This window comes from Massilia sp. P2_C2 (genome assembly GCF_056404615.1).
Map to the genome: position 1 here is coordinate 1 of NZ_JBFUDR010000092.1, position 20,818 is coordinate 20,818.

At 63.6% G+C, this 20,818-nt stretch carries 14 protein-coding genes and 2 pseudogenes; 9 read left to right on the forward strand and 7 right to left on the reverse strand.

Translation table 11 applies throughout. The annotated features are described in order from the left end of the window. The 4 genes and pseudogenes from AC1DYX_RS13135 to AC1DYX_RS13150 all read right to left on the reverse strand — a co-directional run. Positions 1-259 (reverse strand): flavoprotein (locus AC1DYX_RS13135; RefSeq protein ID WP_477259382.1); only part of this gene is annotated, 259 nt, incomplete at its 3' end. Further along, positions 252-569 carry a Grx4 family monothiol glutaredoxin gene (gene grxD / locus AC1DYX_RS13140; RefSeq protein ID WP_029757090.1) on the reverse strand — a complete coding sequence of 106 codons (318 nt, stop codon included), beginning with the start codon at positions 567-569 and terminating at the stop codon, positions 252-254. The genes grxD and AC1DYX_RS13135, both read right to left, overlap by 8 nt. Before the next feature lie 89 nt (positions 570-658). After that, entirely contained in the window at positions 659-3,010 is a 2,352-nt protein-coding gene (locus AC1DYX_RS13145) for a Tex family protein (RefSeq protein WP_477259384.1), read from the reverse strand. 151 nt (positions 3,011-3,161) lie between these two features. Further along, positions 3,162-3,305: pseudogene (locus AC1DYX_RS13150) on the reverse strand (oxidoreductase); the annotation flags it as partial. A gap of 162 nt (positions 3,306-3,467) precedes the next feature. On the opposite strand from AC1DYX_RS13150, the pseudogene AC1DYX_RS13155 reads away from it, so the two are divergent. The 7 genes and pseudogenes from AC1DYX_RS13155 to AC1DYX_RS13185 all read left to right on the forward strand — a co-directional run. Then, positions 3,468-3,821: pseudogene (locus tag AC1DYX_RS13155) on the forward strand (LysR substrate-binding domain-containing protein); the annotation flags it as partial. 210 nt (positions 3,822-4,031) lie between these two features. After that, the gene (locus AC1DYX_RS13160; protein ID WP_477259386.1) at positions 4,032-7,142 is read left to right on the forward strand and encodes a DEAD/DEAH box helicase; all 3,111 of its coding nucleotides are present in this window, start codon (positions 4,032-4,034) and stop codon (positions 7,140-7,142) included. 182 nt (positions 7,143-7,324) lie between these two features. Continuing rightward, positions 7,325-8,479, forward strand: a complete 1,155-nt coding sequence (locus AC1DYX_RS13165; RefSeq protein WP_477259388.1) for a PAS domain-containing sensor histidine kinase — start codon at positions 7,325-7,327, stop codon at positions 8,477-8,479. A gap of 75 nt (positions 8,480-8,554) precedes the next feature. Further along, positions 8,555-9,241: a response regulator gene (locus AC1DYX_RS13170; RefSeq protein WP_029757083.1), complete on the forward strand. Its 687-nt coding sequence runs from the start codon at positions 8,555-8,557 to the stop codon at positions 9,239-9,241. 240 nt (positions 9,242-9,481) lie between these two features. Continuing rightward, on the forward strand, positions 9,482-10,180 hold the full coding sequence (locus AC1DYX_RS13175) for a transposase (RefSeq protein ID WP_477259391.1): 699 nt from the start codon (positions 9,482-9,484) through the stop codon (positions 10,178-10,180). 284 nt (positions 10,181-10,464) lie between these two features. Continuing rightward, positions 10,465-15,180 carry a glutamate synthase-related protein gene (locus AC1DYX_RS13180; RefSeq protein WP_477259393.1) on the forward strand — a complete coding sequence of 1,572 codons (4,716 nt, stop codon included), beginning with the start codon at positions 10,465-10,467 and terminating at the stop codon, positions 15,178-15,180. Between the two features lie 75 nt (positions 15,181-15,255). Further along, complete coding sequence (locus AC1DYX_RS13185; RefSeq protein WP_477259395.1) at positions 15,256-16,719, forward strand: glutamate synthase subunit beta; 1,464 nt, start codon at positions 15,256-15,258, stop codon at positions 16,717-16,719. Between the two features lie 326 nt (positions 16,720-17,045). Here the strand turns inward: AC1DYX_RS13185 and AC1DYX_RS13190 are convergent, their stop codons facing one another. Next, on the reverse strand, positions 17,046-17,984 hold the full coding sequence (locus AC1DYX_RS13190; protein WP_477259397.1) for a PEP-CTERM sorting domain-containing protein: 939 nt from the start codon (positions 17,982-17,984) through the stop codon (positions 17,046-17,048). A 177-nt stretch (positions 17,985-18,161) separates the two neighbouring features. Here AC1DYX_RS13190 and AC1DYX_RS13195 point away from each other — a divergent pair, with 177 nt between their 5' ends. Continuing rightward, positions 18,162-19,043, forward strand: coding sequence for an NAD(P)-dependent oxidoreductase (locus tag AC1DYX_RS13195; RefSeq protein ID WP_477259399.1), 882 nt, complete (start codon positions 18,162-18,164; stop codon positions 19,041-19,043). Between the two features lie 63 nt (positions 19,044-19,106). Then, on the forward strand, positions 19,107-19,493 hold the full coding sequence (locus tag AC1DYX_RS13200) for a hypothetical protein (RefSeq protein WP_477259402.1): 387 nt from the start codon (positions 19,107-19,109) through the stop codon (positions 19,491-19,493). Positions 19,494-19,530: 37 nt separating this feature from the next. Here AC1DYX_RS13200 and AC1DYX_RS13205 read toward each other — a convergent pair whose 3' ends face one another. Next, entirely contained in the window at positions 19,531-20,538 is a 1,008-nt protein-coding gene (locus tag AC1DYX_RS13205) for a CapA family protein (RefSeq protein WP_477259404.1), read from the reverse strand. A gap of 7 nt (positions 20,539-20,545) precedes the next feature. Then, the coding region (locus AC1DYX_RS13210) for a dienelactone hydrolase family protein (protein WP_477259406.1) at positions 20,546-20,818 on the reverse strand (273 nt) is incomplete at its 5' end.

A 20,818-nucleotide genomic window follows, 5' to 3' on the forward strand; every position in this document is an offset into this window, starting at 1 on the left:
CTTCCACGTCGCGCCGTTGCAGGCCGACTTCCTGGTGCAGGGTCAGGTTGGCGGCGTCGGAAATGACGAGATGCGTCTCGACGCCGGGTATGGCGGCCAGCCGTTGCAACAGCCGCACGCCATAGATTGCGCCGGTCGCGCCCGTGATGGCGACGATGATCCGGCGGCCCGCGTCCGGGCGGCCCGCGTCCGGGCGGCCCGCGCTCGGGCGGCGCGGGCCGTCGGGTTCGCCATCCGGACGCGGGCCGGGATCAGCCATTCTTCTTGATCAGGGCTTGCAGTTCGCCGGACTCGTACATTTCCGTCATGATGTCGGAACCGCCGATGAATTCGCCGTTCACGTACAGCTGCGGGATGGTCGGCCAGTTCGAGTATTCCTTGATGCCCTGGCGAACTTCCGCATCTTCCAGCACGTTCACGGTGGCGATGTTATCGACGCCGCAGGCCTTCAGGATTTGGATCGCGCGGCCGGAAAAACCGCATTGCGGGAACTGGGCGGTGCCCTTCATGAACAGCACGACCGGCGTGTTGGTCACGGTTTCTTTGATCCAGGTTTGTACGTCGCTCATTTGGTTTTGCCTTCGGTGAGAAATGGGGAGGATGGCGGCATTTTATAAGAAAACGGGGACGCCGGTACGGCGCCGCCCGTCCCCTACGATTAACGCTTGAGCTTGGCGAATGCGGCCGCCATCGCGCCGCCGGCCGGCGCCGTCGAACGCTCCTGCTTCTGATGCTGGCCCATGCGCTTGCGGTCGTCGCGGTCCGCGCGCTGGTTCGGCTGCGACCCTGCCTGCGGCGCGCTGTCCGACAAACGCATCGTGAGCGCGATGCGCTTGCGCTTGACGTCCACTTCCAGCACTTTCACCTTCACGACCTGGCCGGCCTTCACGACCGTGTGCGGATCCTTCACGAAGCTGTTCGACAGCGCCGAGATGTGCACGAGGCCATCCTGGTGCACGCCGATGTCGACGAACGCGCCGAACGCCGCTACGTTCGTGACGACGCCTTCCAGGATCATGTCCGGGCGCAGGTCCGAGATTTCCTCGACGCCTTCCTTGAACGTGGCCGTCGTGAATTCCGGACGCGGGTCGCGGCCCGGCTTTTCCAGCTCTTTCAAAATGTCGGTCACGGTCGGCACGCCGAACTTGTCGTCCGCATACCTGGCCGGATTCAGGCGTTTTACCAGCGCGCTGTCGCCGATCACGGACTTGATGTCCTTTTGGATGTCGGCCAGGATTTTTTCGACGACCGGATACGATTCCGGGTGCACGGCCGACGCGTCCAGCGGATTGTCGCCGTTCACGATGCGCAAGAAGCCCGCCGCCAGTTCGAACGTCTTGTCGCCCAGGCGCGGCACCTTCTTCAGCGCCGCGCGCGAGGCGAACGCGCCTTGCTGGTCGCGGTAATTGACGATGCTCTGCGCGACGCTGGACGACAGGCCCGACACGCGCGCCAGCAGCGGCGCCGAGGCCGTGTTGACGTCCACGCCGACCGCGTTCACGCAATCCTCGACGACGGCGTCCAGCTGGCGCGCGAGCTGGGTCTGCGATACGTCGTGCTGGTACTGGCCGACGCCGATCGATTTCGGATCGATCTTGACCAGTTCCGCCAGCGGATCCTGCAGGCGGCGCGCGATGGAGACGGCGCCGCGCAGCGACACGTCCAGCTCCGGCAGTTCGCGCGACGCGAATTCCGACGCCGAGTACACCGACGCGCCGGCTTCCGACACGACGATCTTCGTCAGCTTCAGTTCCGGATGCTGTTTGATGAGGTCCTGCGCGAGTTTGTCGGTCTCGCGCGACGCCGTGCCGTTGCCGATCGAGACTAGCGCGACGTTGTGCTTCGCCGCGAGCTTTGCCAGCGTGTGCAGCGAACCGTCCCAGTCGTTGCGCGGTGCGTGCGGATAGATCGCGGTCGTGTCGACCACCTTGCCGGTGGCGTCGACGACGGCGACCTTCACGCCCGTGCGCAGGCCCGGGTCGAGGCCCATCGTCGCGCGCGGACCCGCGGGTGCCGCAAGCAGCAGGTCCTTCAGGTTGCGCGCGAAGACCTGGATCGCATCGCCCTCGGCCTTTTCGCGCAAGGCGCCCATCAGCTCCGTCTCGATGTACATGAAGCTTTTCACGCGCCACGTCCAGCGCGCCGTGTCGAGCAGCCATTTGTCGGCCGGACGGCCCGCGCCCTTGATGCCGAAGCGCGCGGCGATGCGGCTTTCGCACGGGTTGTGCGGCGCGTCCCACTTCGGCTTTTCCGGCTCGGAATCGAGGCGCAGGGTGACGTCCAGCATGCCCTCGCGGCGGCCGCGCATCAGCGCCAGGGCGCGGTGCGACGGCACGGTGGCCAGCGGCTCCGAATAATCGAAGTAGTCGGCGAACTTCTCGCCTTCTTCCTGCTTGCCGTCGACGACCTTCGATTCGACGACGCCGTGCTCCTGCACGTATTCGCGCAGCGACTGCAGCAGTTCCGCGTCTTCCGCGAAGCGCTCCATCAGGATCTGGCGCGCGCCATCCAGCGCGGCCTTCGTGTCGGCCACGCCGGGGTTCGCGACGCCGTCCGCGTTCGTGAACGCATCGCGCAGGTATTTGGTTGCCTCGGCTTCCGGGTCGAGGGCAGGGTTGTCGAGCAGCTCGTCGGCCAGCGGCTTGAGGCCGGCCTCGATCGCGATCTGGGCCTTGGTGCGGCGCTTCTGCTTGTACGGCAGGTACAGGTCTTCCAGGCGGGTTTTGTCTTCCGCCAGCGAGATCGCCTGCAGCAGCTCCGGTGTCATCTTGTTCTGCTCCGTGATGGAGGAAATGATCGCGGCGCGGCGGTCTTCCAGTTCGCGCAGGTAGCGCAGGCGCTCTTCCAGCAGACGCAGCTGGATGTCGTCGAGGCCGCCCGTGGCTTCCTTGCGGTAGCGGGCGATGAAGGGGACGGTGGCGCCTTCGTCGAGCAGGGCGATGGCGGCGGCCACCTGTGCCGGTTTGGCGGACAGTTCTTGAGCGAGGCGTTGTTCGATCGAAGGCAGCATGGTACGAAAGGTTCGGTGAGTCGAGCGGCAATGATACGCAATCGCGGGCGACGCGCCAGTCTTGACAGTGCTGGATTCTCATGCCCGCCATCATGCTCACCGGCGCGCCGCTCAGATCTGCGCCTGGCCGCCATCGACGAACAACTCGGCCGGCAAAGGCGCGCACGGCGGCCTTGCTGGCGGCGCAGACGCTGAACGCYGGGGTGCCGCTGCTGCTGGTCGTCTAGCCGGTCAGGATCACCAATGCGCCCTTGGACAGCAGCGGCAGCGCTTTCTGCACGGTGAACAGCGTCCCGCATGGTCAGGTCGCTGGAGTAGAAAAGTATCGTTGCAGATTTGTCGTGGTACCGTTTGGTCATGCAGTAGGCGCAACGCTCTGGATGCCGTAACATGTCGGGTTCGATATCTCATCCATTGATCCGCACGACGCCGAACGATGTCTTTACTGCCCGATTTCGAAGGTACGCCACAACATCCATCCGAACTCGCAGACCATCCTTGCCTGGGCTATGCCTACCGCGCGCGCAGCGATGTGTGGCGCTTCACCAACGCCGCCGGCGAGGAAGTCGTCATCAAGCCGGAGGGACCGTTGCGGGTCACCAATTCTGACGCCCTGTTGCCCACCGTGCTGGCGGGACTGGCCATCGCTGAGTTCCCGGAATTTATTGCGGCAGATCATGTGCGCGCTGGGCAGCTTGTCCCCATACTCGAGGATTGGTACCTGGCGCGGACGCGTCCGGCAAAGGTGGAAGCGTTGTCGGATTTCTTCATCAAGCACCTCAGTTCGCCGGATTGGCGCTTTGTTGCTTGACGCAGAGTGGGTTCCAAGGCAATTTCTCAGAGGAATAAACGCAAAAAATGCTTGATGGGGGGCTGGCAAAGTGAAGCGGCAGAGTGTAACTTCTACTCTTTTTCGCCCGTAAAGTTTTGCCTACTACGTGCGATCCCTAACAAAACTGTTCGGATCGCATGACGGATAATAGGAATTGTTGTTTTTTCAATTTAAAGACTCGTGAGACCCATGCACACAGTTGATTTTCAAYGCGACGACACCAGCGACGCACCGCCGGCTCGAGCACCCGCACGCGCTCCGGCCTTGCCCGCACCGGTGTTGAGCTGGCTGCAAAGGGTCGAGGCGGCAGCACATCCCCAGCCGAAGCTGACCGCGGAAGTCACTGACCCCAAGGCAGTCCAGTACAAATTCGTTTATGTCATGGCCCCGACCAGCGGCGGCCGCCACGTCGCGGTCTGCCTGTGCAAGGCGCGCCTGCGCCCGAATGGCGATGTGGCTGCGGCCAGCCCGGTGAGCGAAGTGTTCTCGCTGCTGTCGGCGCCGCCCGCTTACCTCGAAGGCGACGATGAGGACCTGGTCCGTTTCTTCATCGCCATGCGCAGCGGCTCCAACCAGAGCACGAGCGCGACCGAGCCCAAGGGCAAGGTCGGCGCCATCCTGCTGCAGCAGCTGCTCGCGCAAGGAAAACTGCTGTGGGCGAACTCATGGTCCGATATGACCAATGGCCTGCTGTATCCGCTGCAGGCCGGTCCTGTGCGCAAGGCCAATCTCACGTGGCGCGACGAAGGCCGCGCGGCCAAGCTCGGCTGGTCGGTGGAACCCGCCAAGGGCGCGACGCATGCCGGCGCCGACCTCGTCGACTACATGCTGCCGACGGACCCGCCGTGGTACATCGACAACCTGTCGTGCGGTCCGCTGGACCTGAACCGCGGCGGCATCGACATCTCGCTGGCCGAGTTGCAGGCGCTCGTGTCGCAGGCCCCGCCGCTGGCCGGCACCGACAAGAAACGCGTGTCGCAACTGCTGCTGGCGCATGGCCTGCAACAGCTGATGCCGCTGCCGCAGCCGCTCACGCAGCGCATCCGCACGGATGTGAAACCGCAGCCGCACCTGCTGCTCGACGCCATCCCGCAGGCCGAAGGCAATGGCCAGCGCTGGCAGGATTTCGCCGTGCTGTCGTTCGACTACGATGGCCAGCGCATCTCGTTCGACCCGGCCCAGCGCGTCGTGCGGCAGATCGGCGACGTGACCGAGATCATCCAGCGCGACGAAGCACTGGAAGCGGCCGCGCTCGACGCCCTGCAGAAGCTGGGCTTCCGCAAGCCGGCCACGGCGCCGCTGTCGGCGCTGTCCGGCGCGCAGCTGCTGGATAGCCAGGCGCACTGGCTGCGCTTCGCCGAGAACGACCTCGACTCGCTGTCCGACCTCGGCTGGCATGTGCAGAAGTCGCAAAAATACCGCTACGACGTCGTGCCGGTCGAGGACTGGTATGCCGAGATCGACGAACCGCCCGAGGCTGGCAACGCCTGGTTCGAGCTGGAACTGGGCATTGTCGTCAACCGCAAGCGCGTGCCGCTGCTGCCCGTGCTGGTGCAACTGATCCGCTCGGCGCCGCTGGATTTCAATCCGGACGTCCTCGCCGCGCATGCCGAGGCCGACCAGATGCTGGCCACGCTGCCCGACGGCCTGCGCGTGGCGCTGCCGTGGGGCCGCGTCAAACCGATCCTGTCCACCTTGGGCGAGTTGTATTTCAACGACAAGATCAAAAATAAAGTCCGTCTGTCGACGCTGGACGCGGCGCGCCTGGAAGAACTGGCGCGCGGCACCGAGTTGAACTGGTCGGGTGGTGAGCGCCTGCGCGAAACGGGCCGCAAACTCTCCCAGTTCGGCAAGGTGAAAAAGGTCGACGCGCCGAAAGGCCTGCAGGCCACGCTGCGCGACTACCAGCTGGACGGTCTCGCGTGGATGCAGTTCCTGCGCGAATACGACCTGGGCGGCATCCTCGCCGACGACATGGGTCTCGGTAAAACCGTGCAGACCATCGCCCACATCCTGACGGAAAAGGAAGCGGGCCGCCTGACGAGCCCGGCGCTGGTGATCGCGCCGACGAGCCTCATGATGAACTGGATGGAGGAAGCCGCGCGCTTCGCTCCGGACCTGAAGGTGCTTCTGCTGCAGGGCAAGGAGCGCGTAGATTTGTTCGACCAGATCGATGGCGCCGACATCGTGCTGACGACGTATGCATTGCTGCCGCGCGACGAGGAAAAGCTGCGCGAGCACCAATACCACCTCGTGATCCTGGACGAATCGCACTACATCAAGAACACGCGCTCGAAGGCGGCGCAGACGGCCGGCTCGCTGAACGCGCGCCACCGCCTGTGCCTGTCCGGCACGCCGCTGGAAAACCACCTGGGCGAGCTGTGGTCGCAATTCCACTTCCTGCTGCCGGGCCTGCTCGGTGACGAGAAGACATTCAACACGCAGTTCCGCCACCCGATCGAACGCCAGGACGATCCGGTGCGCCGCATGCTGCTGAACCGCCGCATCAAGCCGTTCCTGCTGCGCCGTACGAAGGACCACGTGGCGAAGGAACTGCCGGAAAAGACGGAAATGATCCGCCGCATCGAGATCTCGGGCCCGCAGCGCGACCTGTACGAAACGGTGCGCCTGGCGATGGACAAGAAGGTGCGCGAGGAGATCGACCGCAAGGGCGTGGCGCGCAGCCAGATCGTCATCCTGGAAGCGCTGTTGAAACTGCGCCAGGTCTGCTGCGACCCGCGTCTGGTGAAGTCCATGCCGTCCAAGAAGAACACGGCGGCCGTGTCGGCCAAGCTGACCGACCTGATGCAGATGGTCGACGACCTGCTGGGAGAGGGCCGCAAGATTCTCGTGTTCTCGCAGTTCACGAGCATGCTGGGCCTGATCGAGGAAGAACTCGATGCGCGCAATATCCCGTACGCCATTCTCACCGGCGAGACGCGCGACCGTTCCGCGCAGGTCGCGGCATTCCAGCAGGGCGCGGTGCCGATCTTCCTGATCAGCCTGAAGGCCGGCGGCGTGGGCCTGAACCTGACGGCGGCCGATACCGTGATCCACTACGACCCGTGGTGGAACCCGGCGGCCGAGAACCAGGCGACGGACCGCGCCTGGCGCATCGGGCAGGATAAACCCGTGTTCGTGTATAAACTCATTGCGAAGGGCACGCTGGAAGAAAAGATCCAGCTGTTGCAGCAAAAGAAATCCGAGTTGGCTGCTTCGATCCTGGCCGAAGGCGAATCGCAGAAAATGGCGCTCACGCAGGAAGACCTGCAGGCCATCTTCGCGCCGCTGGACGAATAAGCGCACCCTTACGGTGCACGCACGAGGGCAAGCCGCTGGCTTRCCCTTTTTATTTGCACATGCATATATCAGTTATGCGTGTTTGGCGCAACGGCCGGTAGCGGTTGTCTATGCAAACTATCCTATAGGACACTATACTTACTTGCTTAATTACCTTGCTGCATAACTTTCCGGAAAGTTTCATGATTACCGTTTCCGAGCCCGGAAGGGACCAGACGGACATCTCCCCGGCCGAGGCCTTCCGCACCATCGCGGAACTCGGCGGCGACCTGGCCTTCATTCTTGATTGCGCGACCGGCCTGCCCGTCTACGTCAGTTCCGGCGTCGACGACATGCTCGGCTATTCCCTGGCAGATATCCGCGCGCAACTGCAGAACGGTGGCGACGGTCCGCTGGCAGCGTTGTGCGCCGGCCTGCCGGAACGCCTGCGCCGCTTTGCCGATGGCGACGGTTCGCGCCTGCGCGTGCAGCGCGAATTCGACCTGCGTCGTCCGGACGGCAGCGACGTCGCCGTCGAGGTGATTTCCACCTTGGCATTGGACGACGCCGGACGCGCGCGGGCGCTGCTGGGCCTCGTGCGCGACGTGTCCGCGCGGCGCGAACGGGAGCGCGAGCGCAAGCGCTTCGCCAGCATGCTGAACCACGAGTTCCGCACGCCGCTGTCGACGATCGACGGCGCGATCCAGCGGCTCGAATCCCTGGGTACGAAGGCCGACGAGGCGACGCGCGAGCGCTACCGCAAGATCGCCACCGCGACGGACCGCCTGATCGCGATGCTGGACGACTACCTGTCGCCCGAGCGCATGGCGGCACTGGGCGGCCGGCGCCGCGAGAACGGCGTGGCGCCGCGCCTGCTGCTGGAAGAACTGGTGGCCCAGGCGCGCGTGGCCGGGCGTCCCGTGACCCTGGCGGCCACCGACCTGCCGGCCTCGCTGCGCGGCGAACCGTCCGGTCTGCGCCTGGCGCTCAAGGTCTTGCTGGACAATGCCTTGCGTTATACGCCGGCCGGCACGGCGCTGCACGTGGCGGGGCAGCGGATCGATGGCGGCGTGGAACTGGTGCTGCGCGACGAAGGACCGGGCGTGCCGGAAGCGGACGTCGCGCGCATCTTCGACAAGGGTTACCGCGGCGCGAACGCGGCCGGCGTGGCGGGCAGCGGCCTCGGGTTGTACATGGCGCGTTCCGTAGTCGAGGTGCATGGCGGCAGCCTGACATATGCATGTCATTCCGAAGGCGGCGCCGCGTTCAGGCTTTGGTTACCATTACCCGAAAGCACGGCAAAAAGTCTTGCTTCCGCATTGACCAGCAGTGATAATCGAAATGGCAAACGGGGATAGCCGCCCGACAACAGAGAGGCATGAAGAGAATGCCGCGGCCGGGAAAAATACGAAATAACGAAACATGGCAAACCCATGACGCAAATACTGATTGTTGAAGACAATGGCGAATATGCAGGCGACATGGCCGATTTCCTCAAGGAACTCGGGCATGAGGTCACGATTGCGACCACCGCCAGCGATATGTGGGCGGCGCTGACGCGCACCCCGGCGGCCGTGGTCGTGCTCGACCTGGGCCTGCCCGATGAAGATGGATTCAATGTGATTCCCCGGATGCGCCAGCTGTATCCCGAAATCGGGCTGCTGGTGCTGACCGGCCGGGTCGCGTTCGACAACCGCATCCTCGGCCTGCGTCTCGGCGCAGACCACTATCTGACCAAGCCGATCAAGTTCCCGGAACTGGCCGCCCACATCGAGGCGCTGGATCGCCGCGTGCGACCGTCGGCCGAGCAGCCGGCGCCTACGCCGAGCAAGTGGACGCTGCGCGTTTCGGCGCGCCAGCTGGAGCTGATGGGCAAGGTGATCGACCTGACGGAAAAGGAGTGCAATTTCCTGCACCTGTTGACGATCAATACGCGGCCCGTGCCGCGCCAGGTGATCGTGGCCGGCATGGGCGGCGACGACCCGGACGCCAGCCGCCGCGTCGACATGCTCGTCTACCGCCTGCGCAAGAAGGCGCGGACGGGCCTCGGCCAGGATTTGCCGCTGCGCAGCGCCTACGGCGAAGGCTACAGCCTGTCGGCCGGCTTCACGCTGGCGTAGAGTGGGCATTTGAGGCCGGGGGCCTCAAATGAATCGTGCCCACGCGTAACGTCAACAAACCGCGAACGTCACGCGTGGGCACGGGGTGCCCACTCTACTGTATGCCGATTCATAAAAATCGGGGACAGGGTCGCGCCCCAGAAAAGGGCGTCCCAAATTAATTGGGGACGGGTCGCGCATTTGCGCTTTTTCTTGCGCTACAATGTGCGTTCCCAGCCGAACTATTTGTTTCCAGCCTTCATGGCCCGCCAGCCCCGCCTCGTCCTGCCCGACCAGCCGCACCACATCATCCAGCGCGGCAACGATAACCAGATCATTTTCCGCGACGACGAGGACCACCGCCGCTTCCTCGACTGGCTCAGGGAGAGCGCGAAGTTCTACCGCGTGGCCATCCACGCCTATGTGCTGATGCCGAACCACCTGCACCTGCTGGTCACGCCCTCCGACGAGGACGGGCTGGCGGCGATGATGCAAAAGGTCGGTCGCCTGTAYGTCCCCTGGTTCAACAACAAGTACGGCCGCTCGGGCACGCTGTTCCAGGGACGCTTCCGTACGTCCGTGATCGATCCCGATGCCTGGTTCCTCGCCTGCATCCGCTACATCGAGCTGAACCCCGTGCGCGGCCAGCTCGTCATGGCGCCACTCGACTATCCGTGGTCGAGCTATGCACACCATGCCGGCATACGGCCGGATCCCCTCATCACCGACCATGTCAAATACTGGGCGCTTGGTAACACGCCATTCCAGCGCGAGGCCGCGTACATCGAGCTGGCGGAGCAGGGTGTCCCGGCCCAGGAACTGGACACGATCAACGCGGCCGTGCTGAAAGGCGCGCCGTTGGGATCGCACGCGTTCAAGGCCGAACTGGAGCGGACGACGAAGCGGCAGATCCTGCCCGCCAAGCGGGGGCGGCCGTTCAAGGCGAAGTCCGCCGACTAGGATTTGTGCGCGGCATCATTGCAACAAAGGAATGACGAGGAGGCGAATGCCTCCTCTTTTTTTACGACGTATGTACGCATTCATTCCCGCAATTGACATTGGTATTGTTGGGTTAACCCATTGATTTCATTGGGAAGCGAGTTTCATATAACTCTGTCCCCATTTGTTTTGCGGAGCCTGAAGTTGCAATTTAATTCTACTCTGACCCTAATTGTTGCTATTGATGTTTACTGAAGTCTGCTCTATTCTCGACCTTCAATATCTCAAATTGCTGCGGAGCCCCCATGATTGCCCAAGGTTTGTACGATCCCGCCAATGAACACGACGCCTGTGGCGTCGGTTTCGTCGCCCATATCAAGGGCAACAAGAGCCACTCCATTGTTGAACAGGGTCTGCTGATCCTGAAGAACCTGGACCACCGGGGCGCCGTCGGCGCCGATGCCCTGATGGGCGACGGCGCGGGTATCCTGCTCCAGATCCCCGACCAGTTCTACCGCGACGAGATGGCCAAGCAGGGCATCGAACTGCCGCCGCCGGGCGAATATGGCGTCGGCATGATCTTCCTGCCGAAGGAACACGCTTCGCGCATCGCCTGCGAACAGGAAATCGAGCGCGCCGTGCGCGCCGAAGGCCAGGTCGTGCTGGGCTGGCGCAACGTGCCGGTGGACGAATCGATGCCGATGTCGCCGACCGTCCGCGCCAAGGAACCGGTCATCCGCCAGATCTTCATCGGCCGCGGTCCGGACGTGATGGTGACCGATGCGCTCGAGCGCAAGCTGTACGTCATCCGCAAATCGTCGGGCCACGCGATCCAGGCCCTGAAACTCATCCACGGCAAGGAATTCTTCGTGCCGTCGATGTCGGCCCGCACCGTCGTCTATAAAGGCCTGCTGCTGGCCGACCAGGTCGGCGTGTACTACAAGGACCTGCAGGACCCGCGCTGCGTCTCCGCGCTGGCCATGGTGCACCAGCGCTTCTCGACGAACACCTTCCCGGAGTGGCCGCTGGCCCACCCGTACCGCCTGCTCGCGCACAACGGCGAGATCAACACCGTCAAGGGCAACTTCAACTGGACCCGCGCCCGCGAAGGCGTCATGAAGTCGGCCGTGCTGGGCGACGACCTGCAGAAACTGTTCCCGCTGATCTATGAAGGCCAGTCGGACACCGCCTGCTTCGACAACGCGCTGGAACTGCTGGTCATGGCCGGCTACCCGATCGCCCAGGCGATGATGATGATGATCCCGGAAGCCTGGGAAAACCACGCGACGATGGACGAGAACCGCCGCGCGTTCTACGAATACCACGCCGCGATGATGGAACCGTGGGACGGCCCGGCCGCCATGGCCTTCACCGACGGCCGCCACATCGGCGGTACGCTGGACCGCAACGGCCTGCGTCCGGCCCGCTACATCGTCACGGACGACGACCTGGTCGTCATGGCATCGGAATCGGGCACGCTGCCGATCCCCGAATCGCGCATCGTCAAGAAATGGCGTCTGCAGCCGGGCAAGATGTTCCTCATCGACCTGGAAGCCGGCCGCATCATCGACGACAAGGAACTGAAAGACACCTACTCGAACGCCAAGCCGTACAAGGCATGGATCAAGTCGGTGCGCATCAAGCTGAACGAAATCAAGCTGTCGGAAAGCCAGCTGTCGCAGAACCGCGCGAAAGACGCGCAGGGCGAGAAAGCCGCGATCTCGCTGCTGGACCGCCAGCAGGCGTTCGGCTACACCCAGGAAGACCTGAAGTTCCTGATGGCCCCGATGGCCGTGCTGGGCGAAGAAGCCACCGGCTCGATGGGTAACGACTCGCCGTTGGCCGTCATGTCGAACAAGCTGAAGCCGCTGTATTCGTACTTCAAGCAGCTGTTCGCCCAGGTGACGAACCCGCCGATCGACCCGATCCGCGAAGCGATGGTGATGTCGCTGGTGTCGTTCATCGGTCCGAAGCCGAACCTGCTGGACACGAACAACGTCAACCCGCCGATGCGCCTCGAAGTGTCGCAGCCGGTGATCGGTTTCGACGACATGGCCCGCCTGCGCAACATCAGCCTGCACACCGGCGGCAAGTTCAAGTCGTATGAACTGAACATCTGCTACCCGGTCTCGTGGGGCAAGGAAGGCATCGAAGCGTCGCTGGCCTCGCTGTGCGCGGAAGCCGTGGACGCCGTCAAGTCGGGCCACAACATCCTGATCATTTCGGACCGCAACGTGAACGCCGACCAGGTCGCGATCCCGGCGCTGCTGGCGACGTCCGCGATCCACCAGCACCTTGTCCAGCGCGGCCTGCGCGCATCGACGGGCCTGGTCGTGGAAACCGGTTCGTGCCGCGAGACGCACCACTTCGCGCTGCTGGCCGGCTATGGCGCGGAAGCCGTGCACCCGTACCTGGCGCTGGAAACGCTGGTCGACCTGGCGCACACGCTGCCGCATGAGATGGCTGCGGACAAAGCCATGTACAACTACACCAAGGCGGTCGGCAAGGGCCTCATGAAGGTGATGTCGAAGATGGGCATCTCCACGTACATGTCGTACTGCGGCGCCCAGATCTTCGAAGCCATCGGCCTGAACAAGTCGCTGGTGGACAAGTACTTCCGCGGCACGTCGTCGACGGTGGAAGGCATCGGCCTGTTCGAAGTGGCCGAGGAAGCCCTGCGCCTGCACGCGCTGGCCTTCGGCAAGGACCCGCTGCTGGCCAACTCGCTGGACGTCGGCGGCGAATATGCCTACCGCGTGCGCGGCGAAGACCACCTTTGGACGCCGGACGCGATCGCCAAGCTGCAGCACTCGACCCGTGCCAACAACTACAGCACCTATAAAGAGTACGCGCAGATCATCAACGACCAGAGCAAGCGTCACCTCACGCTGCGCGGCCTGTTCGAATTCAAGATCGATCCGACCAAGGCGATCCCGCTGGACGAAGTCGAGCCGGCAAAAGAGATCGTCAAGCGTTTCGCCACCGGCGCGATGTCGCTGGGCTCGATCTCGACCGAAGCCCACGCCACGCTGGCCATCGCCATGAACCGCATCGGCGGCAAGAGCAACACCGGTGAGGGCGGCGAGGACCCGGCACGCTACATGGGCGAGTTCAAGGGCATCAAGATCGCCAAGGGCGAGAGCCTGGCCTCGATCCTGGGCAAGGACCGCGTCGTCGCCGACATCCCGCTGCTGGAAGGCGATTCGCTGCGCTCGAAGATCAAGCAGGTGGCATCGGGCCGTTTCGGCGTGACCGCCGAATACCTGGCGTCCGCCGACCAGATCCAGATCAAGATGGCGCAGGGCGCCAAGCCGGGCGAAGGCGGCCAGCTGCCGGGCCATAAAGTGTCCGAGTACATCGCGTCGCTGCGCTTCTCGGTGCCGGGCGTSGGCCTGATCTCGCCGCCSCCGCACCACGACATCTACTCGATCGARGACCTGGCRCAGCTGATCCACGACSTCAAGAACGCSAACCCGAACGCGTCGATCTCCGTGAAGCTGGTGTCGGAAGTCGGTATCGGTACGGTCGCCGCCGGCGTGTCGAAGGCGAAGGCCGACCACGTCGTCGTCGCCGGCCATGACGGCGGTACGGGTGCATCGCCGCTGTCGTCGGTGAAGCACGCCGGCACGCCGTGGGAACTGGGCCTCGCCGAGACCCAGCAGACCCTCGTGCTGAACGGCCTGCGCAGCCGTATCCGCGTCCAGGCCGACGGCCAGATGCGTACCGGCCGCGACGTCGTCATCGCCGCCCTGCTGGGCGCGGACGAAATCGGCTTCGCGACCGCACCGCTGGTCGTCGAAGGCTGCATCATGATGCGTAAGTGCCACCTGAACACCTGCCCGGTGGGCGTGGCCACGCAGGATCCGGAACTGCGCGCCAAGTTCTCGGGCAAGCCGGAACACGTCGTGAACTACTTCTTCTTCGTCGCCGAAGAAGCGCGCCAGATCATGGCCCAGCTGGGCATCCGCACGTTCGACGAACTGATCGGCCGTTCGGACCTGCTGGACAAGTCGAAGGCCGTCGGCCACTGGAAGGCACAAGGCCTGGACTTCAGCAACATCTTCTTCCAGCCGAAGGTCGACGACAAGCGCCAGCTGCTGCACTCGGACGCACAGGACCACGGCCTGGACAAGGCCCTGGACCACAAGCTGATCGCGCAGGCCAAGGCCGCGCTGGAGAAGGGCGAGCGCGTCTCGTTCATCACGCCGGTGAAGAACGTCAACCGCACGGTCGGCACGATGCTGTCGGGCGAAGTCGCCAAGCGCTATGGTCACGCCGGCCTGCCGGACGACACGATCCACATCCAGCTGCAGGGCACCGCGGGCCAGTCGGCCGGCGCGTTCCTGGCACACGGCATCACGCTGGACCTGGTGGGCGAGGGCAACGACTACGTGGGTAAAGGCCTGTCGGGCGGCCGCATCATCGTGCGTCCGAACACGGAATTCCGCGGCTGGGCCGTCGACAACATCATCGTCGGCAACACGGTGCTGTACGGCGCGATCGCCGGTGAAGCGTTCCTGAACGGCGTGGCCGGCGAGCGTTTCGCGGTGCGTAACTCGGGTGCGACCGCGATCGTCGAAGGCGTGGGCGACCACGGCTGCGAATACATGACCGGCGGTACCGTCGTCGTGCTGGGCGACACCGGCCGCAACTTCGCGGCGGGTATGTCGGGCGGCGTGGCTTACGTCTACGATCCGAAGGGCGACTTCGAGCAGAAGTGCAACACCGCGATGGTGGCACTGGAAAGCGTGCAGTCGACCAAGGAGCAGAGCGACAAGTCCAGCTGGCACGCCCAGACCCGCAACGGCGAGCGCGAGTCGGACGAAGCGATCCTGAAGCGCCTGATCGAGCGTCACTTCAAGCACACCGGTTCGACCCGTGCGCGCAACCTGCTGGACGACTGGGCAAACAGCCGCAGCAAGTTCGTCAAGGTCTTCCCGAYCGAGTACAAGCGCGCACTGGAAGAGATGCACAACAGCAGCATGGAAGAAGCCAACGACAAGATCGAACTGGCTGCCTGATGCTCCCGGCGGGCTGCCAATGCAGTGTGGCCCGCCGCATCTCTCTAGACCGAACAGAACACGATAGGAATACAAATGGGTAAGATCACCGGCTTCATGGAATTTCAGCGCCAGGAAGAAGACCACCTGGAACCCGCTGCCCGTCTCAAGAACTACAAAGAATTCTCGATCACCCTGACCGACGCGCAAGCGAAGGTACAAGGTGCGCGCTGCATGGATTGCGGCATCCCCTTCTGCAACACCGGCTGCCCCGTCAACAACCAGATCCCCGACTGGAACGACCTGGTCTACCACGGCAACTACCGCTACGCCGTCGACAACCTGCACTCGACGAACAACTTCCCGGAATTCACGGGCCGCATCTGCCCGGCACCGTGCGAAGCCGCCTGCACGCTGGGCATCAACAACGACCCGGTCGGCATCAAGTCGATCGAGCGCAAGATCGCCGACGCCGGCTGGGAACACGGCTGGATCGTCCCGCAACCGGCCGCCGTCAAGACCGGCAAGAAGGTCGCCATCATCGGTTCGGGCCCCGCGGGCCTGTCCGCCGCCCAGCAGCTGGCACGCGCCGGCCATGACGTGACGGTGTTCGAGAAGAACGACCGCGTCGGCGGCCTGCTGCGTTACGGCATCCCCGACTTCAAGATGGAGAAGGATTTGATCGACCGTCGCGTCGAACAGATGAAGCTTGAGGGCGTGACGTTCCGCACCTCGACCTTGATCGGCAAGGACTTCCCGGCTACCGTCAGCAACATGGCGCGCGAAACCATCTTCCCGGAAGATCTGGTGAAAGATTACGACGCCGTCGTCATGGCGGGTGGTGCCGAGGCACCGCGTGACCTGCCGGTCCCGGGCCGCGACCTGAAGGGCGTGCACTTCGCGATGGACTTCCTGCCGCAGCAGAACCGCGTGAACGCCGGCGACAAAGTGAAAGACCAGATCAAGGCCACGGGCAAGAACGTGATCGTGATCGGCGGTGGCGACACCGGCTCCGACTGCGTGGGCACGTCGAACCGTCACGGCGCAGCATCCGTGACCCAGTTCGAACTGATGCCGATGCCGCCGGAACAGGAAAACAAGCCGCTCGTGTGGCCGTACTGGCCGACCAAGCTGCGCACCTCGTCGTCGCACGAAGAAGGCTGCGAGCGCGACTTCGCCGTCGCCACCAAGCGCTTCGAAGGCAAGGGCGGCAAAGTGGAAAAAATCATCGCCTGCCGCGTCGAGTGGAAAGACGGCAAGATGACGGAAGTGGCGGGCTCGGAATTCGAACTGAAGGCCGACCTCGTGCTGCTGGCCATGGGCTTCGTCTCGCCGGTGCAGCAGGTGCTGGACGCGTTCGGCGTGCAAAAGGATGCCCGCGGCAACGCGCGCGCCACGACCGATGGCGAGACCTGCTACCAGACGTCGGTGCCGAAGGTCTTCACCGCAGGCGACATGCGCCGCGGCCAGTCGCTGGTCGTGTGGGCGATCCGCGAAGGCCGCCAGTGCGCGCGTGCTGTCGATGAATTCCTGATGGGGGCGTCGGTGTTGCCGCGCTGATCGATCAGCTTTTTAGCGGAAAAAGAACGGCCCGGGTGAGCAGCCCGGGCTTTTTTTCTAGGAAAGCAAAGTAAGTTTGTCGGCCTCTTGCTCGAGGCTGAAGAGATACTGATCGGGGTGTTTGCGGAACCGGTAGCGCATTCGACGCGCCGCGTGTTGCCGCTCGAGTTCTCCCGTTAGAGCGTGACGTGGTACCGCAAGTGCTTGCGCATGATGATGGGAATGCTCGGCGATCAAGCTGATCCTGGCCAACCCGGCTACGCCCGAATAAAAAGGCTGAGAGCAAACGCTCCCAGTTTCACTGGCCGTCCACTTTCTGAGAGCGGTCAGTTGGCTCGCTGCTTGCGGCGCGCTAGTATGAGTCCGGTCATGCCGAGGCCTAGCAACATCAAGCTACCCGGTTCCGGTACTGCGGCGACACGCGGCGCACCGAACTGGACCGAGGCGTTACTCGCCTTAAAGATGGTACCGCCGATGTAGTTCGCTGCATACAAGGTATCGGACGAGTAATCGTAGGAAAAGTTGCTCATGTATAAATTCGCGCCARGGCCGACTAATGTATCGTTGACCGTACTAACCTGTCCGGTGGCGAGATTGATCGATTTAGTGACGGCGTTAGAGGTGTAGTTGTCGCCGGTGAACAAGATGCCGTTAATGATAAAGCCATAACCCACCTTATCGCTAATGTTGTAATTGGTGGAGCTGATCGACGCAAGCCCCGTACCCAGTTTCTCGATTTGCCAGTTGGTATGGCCACTAACCCTGCCCATCACATACATGCCGGTGGAATCCTGCATGAAATTCACGCCGGAGTACCCGCCCCAGCCAAAGGTGTCGGTGCCGTTAAGTCCCCCCATCCCAGAGTAACCGGCAAGCGTTTCGGTAACTGCGCCGGTGCTGGTGCTGAAGGTGGCAACCGCTGTTGTATCGAGGGTGGTACGGCCAAATAACTGTCCGTTATTGACAGCAAAATAGGTGCCGAAGATAGTTCTGCCCGTACCCAGCCCGGACGACGCGCTACCAGCCYCAAACTGCGTCGTATTAGCGTAGACCGTGAAGGATGAATTGCCTCCATAACCGTGGCGTTCGTAGACTTTGCCGGTAACGGGATCGACCGCAACGCTACGAAAAGAGTTAAAGTTGCTGACTGGTCTGATCGCGCTGAAGGTAATCGGCACCGCGCTGGCGGTTGGCGCAACAGCAAGCACGYCTGTGAACAGAGTTAGAGAAGTTGCAACGGCTGCCATCAATTTATTGATCTTCATAAAGAATTTTCGGTGGGTTAACTTTAGCTGCACATTTGCGCAACTTGCTTGGCAGAAAAAATATATGCGAAGAGTCTCTGCTTGCATAATGATAGCATTTGATTCTTTTGTGTAATATTTTCCGATAGTGATATCCTCGTGAGGATCCTGGACAGGACGGGCTCAAGGAGAGCGTAAATGGAAATCGGCTACGTCGGCCTGGGCGGCATGGGCCACGCCATGGCAAGCAACCTCATCGATAATGGCCACACGCTGCGCGTCTGGAACCGGTCACCCGGCAAGGCGGTGGATCTTGTCGCGAAGGGCGCGACCCTGGTCGACCATCCCGGCCAGGCAGTGGCGAGCGACGGCATCGTGTTCACCATGGTCGCGGATGATGCCGCGCTGGACCAGGTCACCGGCGGCGCGAACGGCATCGCCGCCAGACTGGGTGCGGGCGGCATCCACGTGTCCATGAGCACGGTGTCTCCCGAGACGACGCGGCGCCTCGCCGCCCTGCATGCCGAACGTGGCGCCGCGTTCATCGCCGCCCCCGTATTCGGCCGCCCGACCGCGGCGGCGGCCGCGATGTTGTTCATCCTGTGMGCCGGCGCCGCAGCCGCGCGCGCGAAGGTCGTGCCGCTGCTGGAAACGATGGGCCAGCGCGTGTTTCCGCTCGGTGACGACCCTGTCGCCGCCAGCATCGTCAAGCTGGGCGGTAATTTCATGATCATGGGCGTCATCGAGGCGATGGCGGAAGCGGCGACGTTGTGCGAGAAGTACGGCGTCGCGCGCCAGGACATGATGGACGTGATGACGCAATCGATCTTCGCCACGCCGCTGTATGTCAACTACGGCAAGCTGATCGCCGCGCACGACTACGCGAATCCCGGCTTCAAGCTGTCGCTGGGGTTCAAGGATGCGAACCTCGTCCTCGCCGCCGCCGGCAGGGCGCGCGTGCCGATGCCGCTCGCGAGCATGATGCACGACCGTTTTCTCGCCGCGATGGCGAAGGAGCGGGGCGAGCTCGACTGGACCGCGGCCGCGCTGAACGTGTCGGAAGACGCGGGCCTCGCCTGATCACTCGTGCGCGGTGGTGGCGTCCGGTTCGATGAGGAGCCCGCATGCAAAGCCCGGATGAATATGCGAAAAATTGTCGTTAGTTTTCTTGTTTTGGCGGCGTTACTGAGTGGCTGCGACGGTGGACATGACGAGACAGTGGAACTTTTAGCGCCTTCGCCAGATGCCGCGCTGCAAGCAGTAGTAGTGACTGAAGATTTTGGAGCGACGGTTTCTCTGGTTTACTCTATTCGCATTCTTCAGCGCGGCAAGAAGCCTGAAGAAGTCATGAGAGCAGATCATGTCCGAAATGTGACGTTGCGATGGAGCGACGAAAAACATCTGGAAATAAAGATGGATTGTGGAAGAATTTTTAAGTACACGAATTTTTTCGACGTCATGGGTCGCAACGGCGAACTCCTGTATGCCATCAACGTGAGGCTGCCGAATACGTCACTTTGCGACCGATAAGATACCTCGTTATGCTGGCCGGAACTGCTTGCGCTGATCACTCCTGCGCCGTGGCGGCGTCCGGCTCGATGACAAGCAGGTCGCCATCGAGCCGCGCCGTCGTGCCGAGGTCGCGGCACAGCGCCTGCATGCGCGTATGACTCCACGTGCGCTGCGTGTGATCGGCCGGCGCCGCGCGGCCGTGGCGGATGAACACGGGGTGCAGCACGATACGCCGCAGGGCGTCGTCGCCAAGCTGCACCTCGAACAGCAGCTGATGGTCGTTGCGCAGGTGCGGATCGACGGCATAGTCGTCCACGAGGTCGCCGGCCGCATACAGGATCGGGCAGCCCCGGTACAGCTCCACGCCATGGAACACGTGGGCGCTGTGCCCGTAGACGATCTTCCAGCCCACGTCGATGGCGGCACGGGCCAGGCGGCGCTGGCGCGCGGTCGGCGCCTCCACCATGTTCGGCCCCCAGTGCAGCGACAGCACCGGCCAGCGCACGCCGGCCGCGCGCAGCGGCGCGAGCGCGCGCGCGAAGGCGTCGACGGCGGCCGTCTCGTCGTGCAGACCGAGCCAGGCGATGCCGGGATGGTCGTCGGTGGCGGCGAAATCGTCCTGGTGGTCGCAGAACGCCACCATGCCGACCAGCACATCGCCACACGGCACGACGGCCGGGGATTGCGCCCACGCGAGGTCCGGACCGGCGCCCGTGTGGGCGATGCCGCGCGCGTCCAGGATGCGCAGCGTGTCGGCCAGCCCCCGCACGTCGTAGTCGAGGCTGTGATTGTTCGCGAGGCTGACGAGCCGGATGCCGGCATCGACCAGCGCCTGGCCGGCCTCGGGCGGGGCCGCGAAATAATATGCCTTGGGTGCGCCATGCCAGCGCTCGGCGCTGTCAGTGAGTGCGCACTCCAGGTTGGCGACGGCGAGGTCGGCCGAGCGCAGCAGCGGAGCGACGCCCGCCAGCGGCGCGTGGATGCCGTCGCGCAGCATGACTTCGCGCACGAGGCGGCCCAGCATGACGTCGCCGCCGAACATCAGGCGCAAGCCGGTCGCCATCCCAGCCTCAGCCGCTCGTAAAATGGCCGGCGAACCAGTCGGCCGCCAGCCGCGCCACCTCTTCCAGCGTGCCCGGTTCGTCGAACAAATGGGTGGCGCCGGGCACGATCTCCAGCCGTTTCACGCAGCCCAGTTCCGCGTACGCCTGCTCGTTCAGGGTAATGACGGGTGCATCGGCGCCGCCCACGATCAATAATGTCGGCGCCTCGACCGCGCGCAGCGCACCGGCGCCGGCCAGGTCCGGCCGGCCGCCGCGCGACACGACGGCGGCAACCTGCGC